Source organism: Pseudomonas sp. BAV 4579 (assembly GCF_009765395.1).
GTDB classification, from domain to species: Bacteria; Pseudomonadota; Gammaproteobacteria; order Pseudomonadales; family Pseudomonadaceae; genus Chryseomonas; species Chryseomonas aestiva.
This window is the reverse complement of the sequence record NZ_WHOV01000072.1, coordinates 1-12477: the sequence shown is the minus strand read 5'-3', so window position 1 is coordinate 12477 and position 12477 is coordinate 1. Positions and strand designations below refer to the sequence as shown.

The 12477-nt window shown below is 68.3% G+C and carries 12 protein-coding genes; 8 read left to right on the top strand and 4 right to left on the bottom strand.

The genetic code is table 11. From position 1 onward, the window contains the following. The first annotated feature begins 34 nt into the window (after positions 1 to 34). From GSQ95_RS15135 to GSQ95_RS15105, 7 genes are all read left to right on the top strand, one after another. Positions 35 to 1051, top strand: a complete 1017-nt coding sequence (locus tag GSQ95_RS15135; RefSeq protein WP_158895859.1) for a LacI family DNA-binding transcriptional regulator — start codon at positions 35 to 37, stop codon at positions 1049 to 1051. Positions 1052 to 1294: 243 nt separating this feature from the next. Continuing rightward, positions 1295 to 2236: a substrate-binding domain-containing protein gene (locus GSQ95_RS15130; protein WP_158895861.1), complete on the top strand. Its 942-nt coding sequence runs from the start codon at positions 1295 to 1297 to the stop codon at positions 2234 to 2236. 12 nt (positions 2237 to 2248) lie between these two features. Further along, positions 2249 to 3025: an ATP-binding cassette domain-containing protein gene (locus tag GSQ95_RS15125; protein ID WP_158895862.1), complete on the top strand. Its 777-nt coding sequence runs from the start codon at positions 2249 to 2251 to the stop codon at positions 3023 to 3025. A gap of 13 nt (positions 3026 to 3038) precedes the next feature. Continuing rightward, on the top strand, positions 3039 to 4058 hold the full coding sequence (locus GSQ95_RS15120; RefSeq protein WP_158895864.1) for an ABC transporter permease: 1020 nt from the start codon (positions 3039 to 3041) through the stop codon (positions 4056 to 4058). After that, the gene (locus GSQ95_RS15115) at positions 4055 to 5140 is read left to right on the top strand and encodes a phosphotriesterase (RefSeq protein ID WP_158895866.1); all 1086 of its coding nucleotides are present in this window, start codon (positions 4055 to 4057) and stop codon (positions 5138 to 5140) included. Before GSQ95_RS15120 ends, GSQ95_RS15115 begins: the two co-directional genes overlap by 4 nt. Positions 5141 to 5161: 21 nt before the next feature. Next, the gene (locus tag GSQ95_RS15110; RefSeq protein WP_158895868.1) at positions 5162 to 5917 is read left to right on the top strand and encodes a glutamine amidotransferase; all 756 of its coding nucleotides are present in this window, start codon (positions 5162 to 5164) and stop codon (positions 5915 to 5917) included. A gap of 28 nt (positions 5918 to 5945) precedes the next feature. Further along, a complete protein-coding gene (locus GSQ95_RS15105; protein WP_158895870.1) occupies positions 5946 to 7076 on the top strand; it encodes a M20 family metallopeptidase in 1131 nt (376 codons plus the stop codon). Here the strand turns inward: GSQ95_RS15105 and GSQ95_RS15100 are convergent. The 3 genes from GSQ95_RS15100 to fepD are packed head-to-tail and all read right to left on the bottom strand — an operon-like array spanning position 7073 to position 9857. Further along, positions 7073 to 7870: an ATP-binding cassette domain-containing protein gene (locus GSQ95_RS15100; protein WP_042133240.1), complete on the bottom strand. Its 798-nt coding sequence runs from the start codon at positions 7868 to 7870 to the stop codon at positions 7073 to 7075. The genes GSQ95_RS15105 and GSQ95_RS15100 overlap by 4 nt on opposite strands. Further along, positions 7867 to 8865, bottom strand: a complete 999-nt coding sequence (fepG, locus tag GSQ95_RS15095) for an iron-enterobactin ABC transporter permease (RefSeq protein WP_158895872.1) — start codon at positions 8863 to 8865, stop codon at positions 7867 to 7869. The genes GSQ95_RS15100 and fepG overlap by 4 nt, the downstream gene beginning before the upstream one ends. Then, on the bottom strand, positions 8862 to 9857 hold the full coding sequence (gene fepD, locus GSQ95_RS15090; protein ID WP_158895874.1) for a Fe(3+)-siderophore ABC transporter permease: 996 nt from the start codon (positions 9855 to 9857) through the stop codon (positions 8862 to 8864). The genes fepG and fepD overlap by 4 nt, the downstream gene beginning before the upstream one ends. Positions 9858 to 9983: 126 nt before the next feature. Here fepD and entS point away from each other — a divergent pair, with 126 nt between their 5' ends. After that, on the top strand, positions 9984 to 11213 hold the full coding sequence (entS, locus tag GSQ95_RS15085; RefSeq protein ID WP_158895876.1) for an enterobactin transporter EntS: 1230 nt from the start codon (positions 9984 to 9986) through the stop codon (positions 11211 to 11213). Positions 11214 to 11385: 172 nt separating this feature from the next. Here the strand turns inward: entS and fepB are convergent, their stop codons facing one another. Beyond that, positions 11386 to 12354 (bottom strand): Fe2+-enterobactin ABC transporter substrate-binding protein, encoded by a 969-nt coding sequence (gene fepB, locus GSQ95_RS15080; RefSeq protein WP_158895878.1) that lies wholly within the window; start codon positions 12352 to 12354, stop codon positions 11386 to 11388. Between the last annotated feature and the right edge of the window lie 123 nt (positions 12355 to 12477).

Sequence of the window (12477 nt, the reverse complement as noted above, 5' to 3'; positions counted from 1 at the left end):
CCAGACCGCTTCTTCTCTCGTTGCAGGTGGACCCATGGCAAAAAGCGTGACCATTCAGGATGTCGCCCGGCAGGCAGGCTTGTCCAAGTCTGCCGTTTCGCGCTACCTGAATCACAGCCTGAGCCTGCCACCCGCCACGGCGCAGCGTATCGAAGGGGCCATCGAGGCCCTGGGCTTTCGGCGCAACAGCCTGGCCCAACGCCTGAGCAAGGGCGGCAGCGAGACCATCGGGCTGGTCCTGCCGGACATCGCCAACCCCTTTTTCGCCGAGCTGGCCGACGCCGCCGAGGCCACGGCCTTCGCCCATGGCTACAACCTGGTGCTCTGCCTGACGCGCAACGATCCGGCGCGGGAGATCCAGTACGTCCACTGGAAGGGATCGCGCCGCGTCGACGGTCTGCTGTTCATCACCAACCGCGCGGATGACGGGACGCTGGCGGCGCAACTGGGCGCCTACCGGGAGATCGTGTTGCTGGACGAGGATGTCCCGGGTACCTCGATGCCCAAGGTCTTCGCCGACAATGTCGCCGGCGGCCGACTGGCCACCGAGCATCTGATCCGCCAGGGGCATCGGCGCATCGCCCATGTCTCCGGACCGGCAGCGGTGATGAGCGTGAGGGAGCGACGCGAGGGCTATGAGCGGGCCCTGGCCGCGGCTGGAATACCCTTGCGTCCCGATTATCTGCTGCTGGGGGAGTACAGCCGCGACTTCGGGCGTCAGGCGGCCGCGACCCTGCTGGATCTGCCGGAGCCGCCGCAGGCGATCTTCGCCGCCAGCGACTTCATCGCGGTGGGGGTGCTCGATACCCTGCGCGAACGCGACCTGGCGGTTCCCGCTGCCCTGTCCCTGGTCGGCTTCGACGACGCGCCCTACGCGGAATTGCTCACGCCGCCGCTCAGTACCGTACGCCAGTCGGCACGGGACCTGGGTCGCCAGGGAATCGAAGCCCTGCTGGCGGTGCTTGCCGGGCAGCCGGTAGTCGGGGAGCAGCGGGTGGCCGTGACCCTGGTGGAACGCGGCTCGGTTGCCCCAGCGCCTGCCCCAAGGTAGCACTTGACGGTTCCATTCTGCCCAGTCGTGGAGCACTACCGTGGCTGTCCGGCCAGAGGCTCTGCGCAGGGGGTTTGAGTAACCGTTTGAATTGGCAGTGGAAGATAGTCCTCCAGCCGCTGCTGGCACGCCTTGTGCTGTTACTTCCCCAGCAGAACCTTCCGGGTTCTATTTTTTGGCTAATTTAGTAAACCGGTTTACTAGCCACTGCCACATCCGCTGGCAGGGTAGAGGAGGATGGAGATGCTTCGATTCGGCAAGACGTTCGCTTCCATGCTGATGGTGTTCGGATTGGTCCTGGCCGGTAGTGCCCAGGCGGCACCGGCCAAGCGGCTGGCACTGGTCCAGGTGAATCAGCAGGCGCTCTATTTCACTCAGATCACCCTGGGTGCCCAGACCGCCGCCAAGGCGGCGGGCGCGGAGCTGGTGGTGTTCAACGCCAACGACAACCCTTCCGCCCAGAACGACGCCATCGAGGCCTATATCCAGGACAAGGTGGACGCCATCCTGGTCTGTGCCATCGATGTCAACGGCATCAATCCGGCGGTCTCGGCGGCGGTCCAGGCCGGTATTCCGGTGGTGGCCATCGACGCCGTGCTCAATGGCGACAACCAGGTGCAGGTCGGCGTCGACAACCGCGCCGCGGCTCGCCAGCTGGGGGAATACACCGGCAACTACATCACCCGAGAGCTGGGTGGCGAGGCCAAGGTCGGGGTGGTGGGAGCCCTGGGTTCCTACGTGCAGAACCTGCGCCTGGACGGCTTCCGCGAGGGGCTGGCCCAGCGTGCGCCCAAGGCGAAGATCGTCGGCACCGTGGATGGCAACAACGTGCAGGACACCGCGCAGAGCGCCGCGGAAAATCTGCTCACCGCCAATCCGGATCTGCAGATCGTCTATGCCACCGGCGAGCCGGCGTTGATCGGCACCGTGGCGGCCAGCGTCGCCCAGGGCAGCGGCGAGCGCACCCGGATCTTTGGCTGGGACCTGTCGCCCCAGGCCGTCCAGGGCCTGGATGACGGCTCCGTGGCAGTGGTGGTGCAGCAGAACACCCGCGGCATGGGCAAGGCGGCGGTGGAGGCGGCGCTGGCGCTGCTCGCCGGCCAGCAGGTCACCAAGCAGCAGGATATCCCGGTGACCCTGGTCACCCGGGAAAACCTGAATGCCTATCGCGCCGATTTCAAGTAGCGGAGACCCTGCATGGATACTGCGACGACGGTTCCCCGGGTCAGCATGACCGGCATCACCAAGAGCTATGGCTCCATCCAGTCCCTGCGCGGCGTCTACCTCGCCCTGCAGCCCGGCGAGGTCCTGGGGCTGGTCGGCGACAACGGCGCCGGCAAATCGACCCTGACCAAGATTCTCTCCGGCGCGGTGCTGCCCACCAGTGGCTGCATCCGCATCGACGGCCGCGAAGAGGTGTTCCAGGGCCCGGCGGATGCCCAGCGCTGTCGGATCCAGATGGTCTATCAGGATCTCTCCCTGTGCGACACCGTGGACGTGGCCGGCAACCTCTTCATGGGGCGGGAGCCCCGCCGCCGGCTGCTCGGGCTGCCGCTGCTGGACGAGCGCAAGATGCACGCCGATGCGCGCCGCATCCTCGAGGGGCTGGGCATCAGTCTGCCCGATACCCGCGCTCAGGTGCGCCACCTCTCCGGCGGCCAGCGCCAGGCCGTGGCCATAGCCCGTGCCGCGGCCTTCGAGCCACGGGTACTGATCATGGACGAGCCGACCGCCGCCCTGGCGGTGGCCGAGGTCGAGGCCGTGCTGGAGCTGATCCGCACCATCAGCCGCCAGGGGGTGAGCGTCATCCTCATCACCCACCGGCTGCAGGATCTCTTCCTGGTCTGCGACCGCATCATGGTGATGTACGAGGGCCAGAACCTGGCCGAGCGCCGGGTGGCCGACACCAGTCTGGGCGAGATCGTCGAGCTGATCGTCGGCCACAAGTTCACCGCCCGTTCCGCCTGCGCCTGAATCGGAGGATTTCATGAATACCCTCGACCTGACCCGACAGCGCGTGGTGGTGCAGTCACCGCTGCGCCGCCTGCTGCACGACTATCCCGGCGTGGCCAGCATCGCGCTGTTCTTCGCCCTCTGCTGCCTGCTGTTCGCGCTGGTGACCGACAACTTCCTCAGCAGCGGCAACCTGCTCAACGTCATTCGCCAGAACGCGCCGCTGCTGATCGTCGCCGTGGCCATGACCCTGGTGGTGACCACCGGTGGCATCGACCTGTCGGTCGGTTCCACCCTGGCCCTGGTTGGCGCCCTGGCCGCCCTCGGCCTCAACACCTGGCAGCTGCCCTGGCCAGTGGTGCTGGCCGGCGGTCTGCTGGTGGGGGCGCTGATCGGCGCGCTGAACGGGTACTTCATCGCCTACGCGGGAATCCCGGCGTTCATCGTGACCCTGGCGACCCTGACCATCATTCGCGGCCTGGCACTGCTCATCACCCAGGGCTACTCCATTCCGGTCCCCCGTGAGCTCAGCGCCTTTCTCGCGCTCGGTCGCGGCTGGGCGCTGGGACTGCCGCTGGCGGTATGGCTCGCGCTCTTCGCGGCGCTCGGCGGCATGCTGCTGCTGGGCAGGATGCGTTTCGGTCGCTATCTCACGGGGATAGGTGCCAATGCCGAAAGCGTCCGCCGGGCAGGGGTGAATACCCGCGGCGTGCTCCTGCGCGTCTACGTCCTGAGCGGCATGGCGGCGGCGCTGGCCGGTATGATCGTGACGGCACGACTGGGCAGTGGCTCCTCCAACCAGGGAGAAGGCTTCGAACTGGAGGTCATCGCGGCGGTGGTGCTGGGCAGCACCAGTCTGTTCGGCGGCTTCGGCACCATCCTCGGCACCCTGCTGGGCGTGCTGACCATGGCGGTGATCAAGAACGGCCTGATCCTCGCCCATGTGTCGCCCTTCTATACCCAGATCGCCACAGGGGCCATCGTGCTGCTGGCCATCTGGCTCAACACCCGTATCCTCAAGACCGGCCGCCCGCTGGGGAGGGTAGGCGGATGAGTCTGTTTCGCCATCCTGAGCCGCTTCCGGTCGGGGTCGACAGCGGCCATGCCATGACGGTGCTTGGCCCGCTGCCGGTGGACCGGTTGGGCGTGACCCTGATGCACGAGCACATCCTGCTCGACGCCTCCGGCAAGTGGGTGCCACCCCGTTGCTGCGGCGAGCGACACCTGGCCGAGCAGCCGGTGAGCATCGAACTGCTCGGCGAGCTGCATATGAATCCGCTGGTCAGCCGCGACAACTGCCAGCTGTTCGACGTGGAGCTGGCCTGCGCCGAGCTGCTGAAATATCGCGCCCTGGGCGGGGAGACGGTGGTCGATCCCACCAACCTCGGCATCGGTCGCGATCCCCAGGCGCTGCAGCGCATCGCGCGGCTCACGGGTCTCAACATCATCATGGGCGCCGGTTTCTACCTGGAGCCCTCGCACCCGGCCTATGTCAGGAAGCGCTCGGTGGAGGAACTCACCGCCCAGATCGTCCACGATGTGGGCGGAGCGGCGGAAAAGCCGGAGGTCATCGCCGGCCTGATCGGCGAGATCGGGGTATCGGCCGCCTTTACCGCCAGCGAGGAAAAATCTTTGCGCGCCGCCGCCCGGGCCAGCGGCCTCACCGGGGTGCCCCTGGCGGTCCATCTGCCCGGTTGGGAACGTTTGGGCCACCGGGTGCTGGACATCGCCGCCGCCGAGGGCGCCGACCTGCACCACGTGGTGCTCTGCCACATGAATCCCAGTCATCGCGACCTCGACTACCAGCACGGACTCGCGGAGCGGGGCGCTTTCCTCGAATACGACATGATCGGCATGGGCTACTACTTCGCCGACGAGGCCGCCCAGTCGCCGTCTGACGAAGACAACGCCCGCGCCCTCGTCGCTCTGCTGGAGGCCGGCTACGGAGAACGCCTGCTGCTGTCCCAGGACGTCTTTCTCAAGACCATGCTCACCCGCTATGGCGGCCATGGCTATGGCTACCTGCTCAAGCACTTCGTCCCGCGTCTGCGCCGCCACGGCGTCACGGGGGCGCAACTGGAAACCCTGCTGATCGACAACCCGCGCCGCGTCTTCCAGCGCGTTCGATCGGCCTAAAGTCCCGCAACTGGAGAACCTATGAAACAGTCCGTTCTGCTCGCTGGCGAATCCTGGGTCAGCACCGCGACCCATATCAAAGGCTTCGACCAGTTCGCCTCCGTCACCGCCCACAATGGCGCCCAGCGCCTGCTGACCGCACTGGCCGACAGCGACTATTCCGTCACCCAGATGTGCGCCGACCAGGCGCAAACCGAGTTTCCGGCGACGCTGGAGGCCCTGCGCGACTACCAGGTGATCATCCTGTCGGATATCGGTGCCAACAGCTTGTTGCTGCATCCGGATACCTGGCTACGCAGCCGCCGCACGCCGAATCGCCTGACGGCGCTGCGCGAGTACGTGCTGCAGGGCGGCGCCCTCATGATGGTCGGTGGCTACTACAGCTTCCAGGGCATCAACGGGGGGGCCCGTTATCGCGGCACGGCGGTGGAAGAGGTGCTGCCGGTGCGTTGCCTGCCCTATGACGACCGCATCGAGGTGCCCGAGGGCTTCACGCCAGACGTGCACGGCGAGCATGAGTTACTGCGTGGCCTGCCCCGGGACTGGTCCTATCTGCTGGGCTACAACGAGGTGGAATTGCATCCGGACGCCCAGCTCGTGGCGAGCGTCGCGGGTAGCGGTCATCCACTGCTGGTGACCCGGGAAGTCGGCCAGGGGCGTACCCTGGTCTGGACCAGCGACATGTCGATGCACTGGATGCCCGACGACTTCCTGGCCGGCGATGCCTATCGGCGCTTCTGGCTCAACTGCCTGGACTGGCTCTCGCGGCGCGCCTGATCACCCGTAGTCCGACTGGAGATCACCAATGCTCGACGATCCTTTGGCCCTGACCCGAGCGCTGCTGGGGTTTCCAACGCTCAATCCGCCGGGCGATGAAGAAGCCTGCGCGCAGTTCCTGGTCACGATGCTCCGCGAGGCGGGTTTCCACTGCGAGTTGCAGTATTTCGGCGAACGACGTTGCAATCTGGTGGCCTGGCTACCGGGGCGCGGGACCGGTAAGCCGCTGGGCTTTACCGGGCACCTGGACGTGGTGCCCTTGGGCAATGGCACCTGGCGCCACGGGCCTTTCGCCGGCGAGGTGGCCGAAGGACGCCTCTATGGCCGCGGCGCCAGCGACATGAAGGCGGGAATCGCCGCCTTCATCGTCGCCTGCCAGCGCAATCGCGACGCCATCGCCCAGGGGCCTGGTGTCCGGCTGCTGCTCACCGGCGGTGAGGAAACCGGCTGTGACGGCGCCCGGGCGCTGTGCCGGGACGCGCCGCACCTGCTTGGCGAGCTGGGCGCGCTGCTGGTGGGCGAACCCACCGCCAACCGGCCGGTGCTGGGGCACAAGGGCGCCTTCTGGCTCCGCTGTACCGCCCATGGCCGCACGGCCCACGGTGCCACGCCCGAGGAGGGGGAAAACGCCATCTACTGCCTGGCCGAGGCCATTGGCCAGGCGCGCACCTTCGCCGTCGGCCCGCCGCATCCGCTCATGCGCCAACCCACGCTCAATGTGGGAACCGTCAGTGGTGGGCTGAACATCAACTCGGTGCCGGATCGCGCCGCCTTCACCCTCGATCTGCGGACCGCCCCGAACCTGGAGCATGCCGACATCCAGCGGCGCCTGGCCGAGCATCTGGGCAGCGATCTGGAGCTGGAGGTCTTGGTGGATCTGCCCGGCGTCTGCGCCGACAGGAGCGACGCCTGGGTGCGGCAGGTGTTCGAGCGCTGCGCCGCCCTGCATGGCGAGACGCTGCCCTCCAGCGTGGTGCCTTATTTCACCGATGCCGCCGTGCTGCTGCCCGCGCTGAACGATCCGCCCACCCTGATCCTGGGGCCGGGCGAGCCGAGCATGGCGCACAAGGTGGACGAATACTGCGAGGTGCAACGCCTGGAGGAGGGCACCGAGCTCTACGGGCAGTTGCTCCGGGACTGGATGCTCGCCGGACGCTAGCGCCGCGCCAGGGGCACCACCATGGGGGTACCGGCCACCGGATCGTCGATGATCAGGCAGTCCAGGTCGTAGACCGCCTTGATCAGCGCGGGGGTGACCACGTCGCGCGGGCGGCCGGTGGCCAGTACCTTGCCGTCGCGCATGGCCACCAGGTGGGTGGCGTAGCGACAGGCGTGGTTGAGGTCGTGCAGCACCATCACCAGGGTGTGGCCCTGCTGGCGATTGAGGTCTTCCAGCAATTCCAGCAGGTCGATCTGGTGAGTGATGTCGAGCCAGGTGGTGGGCTCGTCGAGCAGCAGCAGCGGGGTTTCCTGGGCCAGGGCCATGGCGATCCATACCCGCTGGCGCTGGCCGCCGGAGAGGGTGTCCACCGCCCGATCGGCCAGCTCGAAGACACCGGTGGCCTGCATGGCGTGGGTCACCGCGCGCTCGTCGTCGGCGCGCACGCCACCGAACAGCGTCTGGTGCGGATAGCGCCCGCGAGCCACCAGGTCGCGCACCGAGATGTCGCCCGGCGCCTGGGAGCTCTGCGGCAGCAGGCCCAGGCGACGGGCCACCTCCTTGGTGCGATAGCTCTGGATCGCCTGGCCGTCCAGCCAGACCTGGCCCTGGCTGGGCGCCAGCAGCCGGCTGAGGGTGCGCAGCAGGGTCGACTTGCCGCAGCCATTGGGACCGATGATGACCGTCAGCTCGCCATCGGGGATGGTCAGCGACAGATCCTCGGCGATCAGCTTGCGGCCGTAGCCCAGGGTCAGGCGCTCGGCGTGCAGGCGCGAAGCGGGGGCGTCGTTCATGAGCGTCGGGACTCCCAGATGAGCAGGCCGATCAGGTAGAGCCCACCCAGGCTCACCGTGACCAGGCCGACCGGCAGGACATAGGGCAGGAACAGGCGCTGGGCGAGCAGATCCGCGCCCAGCAGCAGCACCGCGCCGGTGAGGGCGGCGGCGGGCAGCGCCAGGCGCTGGGTGCCGGTCAGGCGGCGGGCGATCTGGGGCGCGGCCAGGGCGATGAAGGAGATCGGTCCGGCCACCGCGGTGCCGGCGGCGGTGAGCACCACGCCCAGGCCCAGCAGCGACAGCCGCGTGCGTTCCACCGGCACGCCCAGGGCGCAGGCGGTGTCGTCACCCATCTCCAGCAGGAACAGCCGGCGACTCAGCGCCAGGCTGGCGGCACCCGCCAACAGGATGAAGACCACCGCCGGCCAGGCCTTGGCCCAGGTGATACCGTTGAGCGAACCGGCACTCCATAGGCCGGCGCTGAAGGCGGCCTCCAGGGAGGCGTGGACGATCAGCCAGGTGTTGAGCGCCATCAGCAGGGCGCGCACGCCGATGCCGACGATGATAAGTCTCAAGGTATCCACGCCGCTGCTACGCCAGGTGAGGGCATAGACCAGCGCCGCGCTGAGCAGGCCGCCGATGAGGGCGGCGGTGGTGCTCCAGAGGATGCTGGCCTGGAACAGCACCAGAGCGACCAGCACCCCGCTGTAGGCGCCGGTGTTGAAGCCCATGATGTCCGGGCTGCCGAGGGGATTGCGCAGCAGCGACTGGAACAGCGCGCCGCTGAGGCCCAGGGCGGCGCCGATCAGCAGCGCCAGGGCCACCCGCGGCAGGCGCCACTGGGTGACCACCAGTTCGATGCCGCGCGGTGCCTCGCCGAGCAGCGCGGCCAGCACCTGGGCGGGACTCAGGGCCAGGCTGCCGCCGCCCAGGGCGAACAGCGCCAGCAACAGCGCGCCGCCGAGCAGGGCGAACAGCACGCCGGGCAGGCGCAGGCGACCGGGACGATTCATGCCCGCCCCCCCTGGCGCTGACGGCGCGCTAGCCAGATCAGCAGCGGCGCGCCGAGGAAGGCGGTTACCACCGAGACGCGCAGCTCGTTGGTGACCAGCAGGCGTCCGACGATATCGGCCGTCAGCAGCAGGCTGGGAGTGAACAGCAGGACAAAAGGCAGCAGCCAGCGATGGTCTTCGCCGATGGCCCAGCGACCCAGGTGCGGCACCATCAGGCCGACGAAGGCGATGGGACCGACCGCCGCTGCGGCGGCCCCGCAGAGCAGGGTGATGGCCAGCAGGCCGAGCAACTGGGTCTGACGGACCCGGGTGCCGAGGGCCACGGCCAGATCGCTGCCCAGGCTCAGGGCATTGAGCGCCGGAGCCAGCAGCAGGGCGATAGCCACGCCACCCAGCACCGGCAGGCTGGCGCTGCGCAGCAGCTCGAGCTGGCGCACGTCCAGGGAGCCGAATTGCCAGAATCTCAGCTGATCGTAGACCTGGGGATCGAGCAGGGCGATGCCCGAGCTGACGCCTTCGAGCATGGCGCCCAGGGCCACCCCGACCAGCACCAAGCGCATGGGATTGAAGCCGCCGCCACCGGCGATACCGGCCAGCAGTACCACCAGGCTAGCCAGCAGGGCGCCGCCGAAGGCGAAGCCCAGGTACTGCTCGGGACCGCTGGCACCGAACAGGGCGATGCCCAGCACCACGGCGAAACTTGCACCGGCGTTAACGCCGAGGATGCCCGGGTCGGCCAGGGGATTGCGCGTCAGCGCCTGCATCAGGGTGCCGGCCACGCCCAGTGCCGCCCCGGCGAGCAGGCCGGCGAGGGTCCGCGGCAGCCGCGCCTCGCGCACGATCAGACAGGTCGGCTCGCTGCAGCCCTGGCCCAGTGCCTGCCAGGCGTCGGCCAGCGGGATGGCGGTGGCGCCGAGCGCCAGGCTGGCAGCCATCACCAGCAGCAGCAGGAACGCGACGCAGCCGAGGATGAAGAGGCGGCGCCCGGTCATCCGCGGCGACCGACGGGAAGGGGAGTGGATGAGAACAAGGCGTATTAACACATGATAGTCTGTATTACATGCTAACAGCCTTGCCCCGGCGGCTCGATAGCGTCCCCTGTGTTTTTCCGGTGATTCATGTCCAAGACGTCCTTCCTGCTCGACTTCGGCCTACTCAGGTCCCACGCCGCCTTTCGCACCCTGTTCATCGCCCGCCTGGTGTCCGTGCTGTCCCTGGGCCTGCTGGCCGTGGCGATTCCCATCCAGGTCCAGGCCCTGACCGAGTCGCCGCTCAAGGTGGGCCTGGCGCTGAGCATGGCCGGCATCGGCATGTTCGTCGGCGTGCTCACCGGTGGGGTACTGGCCGACCGCCTGGAGCGGCGCCGCCTGATCCTGGCGGCACGCTCCATCTGCGGCCTGGGCTTCATCGGCCTGGCGGTCAACGCCAGCCTGCCCGAGCCGTCGCTGACCGCCATCTACCTGCTGGCGCTGTGGGACGGCTTCTTTGGCGCCCTCGGCGTCACCGCGCTGCTGGCGGTCACGCCGATCCTCGTCGGTCGTGAATCCATGGTGCAGGCCGGTGCCCTGAACATGCTCAGCGTGCGGGTGGCGGCCATCGTCGCGCCGCCGCTGGGCACCCTGCTGATCGCCCAGAGCGGCGTGGCCTGGAACTATGGCCTGACCGCCTGCGGCACCCTGATCACCCTGCTGGTGCTGTTGCGCCTGCCGCCGTTGCCGCCGCCAGAGCAGCCGCGCGAGACGCCCTGGGAGGCCCTGGGCGGCGGCATCGCCTTCCTGTTCGAGAACCGCCTGCTGGGCGCAGTCGCCCTGGTCGGCGCCCTGGTGACCATGGCCAATGCGGTGCGGGTGCTCTATCCGGCGCTGGGCGCGAGTTGGGGGCTGGATACCGGACACCTGGGCTGGCTCTATGCCGCCGCGCCCCTGGGGGCGGCCATCGGCGCCCTCACCAGTGGTCGACTGAACCAGGCGCCACGCCCGGGGCGTACCCTGCTGATGACCGCGGTGGCGACCTTTCTGGCGGTGGCGGTGTTCGCCCTGCTACCCGGCTTCTGGCTGTCCGCGCTGTGCCTGGTGCTGTTCGGCTACCTGGGCGCGCTCAATGCCCTGGTGCAGTACGCGCTGATCCAGCGCCTGACCCCGGATCGCCTGCTGGGGCGCATCAATGCGCTGTGGACGGCGCAGAACATCGGCGGCGAGGCCATAGGCGCGGCGCTGTTCGGCGGCCTGGCCAGCCTGATGCTGCCGGCGCAGGCGGCGTTCGTCTTCGGTCTGGTCGCCACTGGTGTGGCCGCCCTCTGCTGGACGCTGGCCCGAGGTCTGCGTAGGGCGGAAAGCCTGGGCGCCTGAGCCGCGCAAGCTTCCCCTGCGTAGCGTGGAAAACCGCGCAGCGTTTTCCGCTGGGGCTCATGGTGATCAGCAGTGGAGAAGACAGGTCGCGGACATGGGCCGCTCCTACAGGTTCAGACACGACTATAGGAGCGACCGCATCGGCGGACCGCCATGTCCACGCCTGCCCTATTCAAGGCTTGGCGTAGCGCTGCTCCAGGCGATCCAGCAGCAGGTTGGCGCTATAGGGGTCGAGACGGAAGGTCTCGGCGCCCAGGGCTTCCACGCGGTTGTCCTTGACCGCCGGCAGGTGCGCCAGCAGCGGATTGCCACGTACCGCCTCGGCTTCCTTGGCATCCGCGGCGAACAGCAGGAAGGTCTGGCCCGTGAGACCGGTGGCGACGTTCTCCCCGGCGAGCTGGAGGATGTCATGGCGCTGCCCCTGGCTATGGCCGGTTTCCAGCCCCGCCGGCAGCGCCGCCAGTTCGAAGCCCAGGCTTTCCAGCAACTGGCCCTGGGAGGAGGCGGCGGTCCAGAGATTGGCCTGGCGCGTCGCCGGGTTGTAGACGAAGGCCGACACCGGTTGCGGCGGCAGCTGCAGGCGCGACTTCAGCTCGGCGACGCGCCGGTCGAAGTCGGCGACCACCTGGCTGGCGGCGTCTTCGCGGCCGGTGGCCTGACCGAGCAGCTCCACCACCTGTTGCCAGCTGCGATTGTCGTAACCCACCACCAGCACCGGGGCGATGGCCTTGAGTTGCTCGACCAGGCGCAGCGCCGAGTCGTTGCCGGCGGCGCTGACCAGGATCAGGTCCGGTGCCTCGGCGGCCACGGCTTCGGCATTGGCTTCGCCGATGTATAGCCGTTTCACGTCGCGCTGCTTGGCGACCGCGCCCCACTGCCGCAGGAAGCCCTGGTCATCGGCGAATCTGTTGTTGGGCGAGGTGGCGCCGCTGGCCACCACCGGCGCGCCGATGGCGAGCAGGGAGCCGGTTAGGGTGACGCTGGTGGAGACGATGCGTTGCGGCTTGGCGGGCAGGGTGACCTGGCTGCCGTCGGCGCTGATCTGCCGGGGCCAGTCCGCCGCCCGGGCGGTACCGCCCAGCGCCAGGGTCGCGAGGACCAGGGTGGTGAGAATGCGAAACACTGACGACAAGCTGAACATGAACGCCTTCCGGTTGTAAGATAATCACTCTCATTTTCAAAGAAGCGCTACCTGGCAGCAAGTCGTTCCGCTCAAACCACCAATACATCGGCGGGGAAGGGCAGGAGATACCCTCCAGGCGGC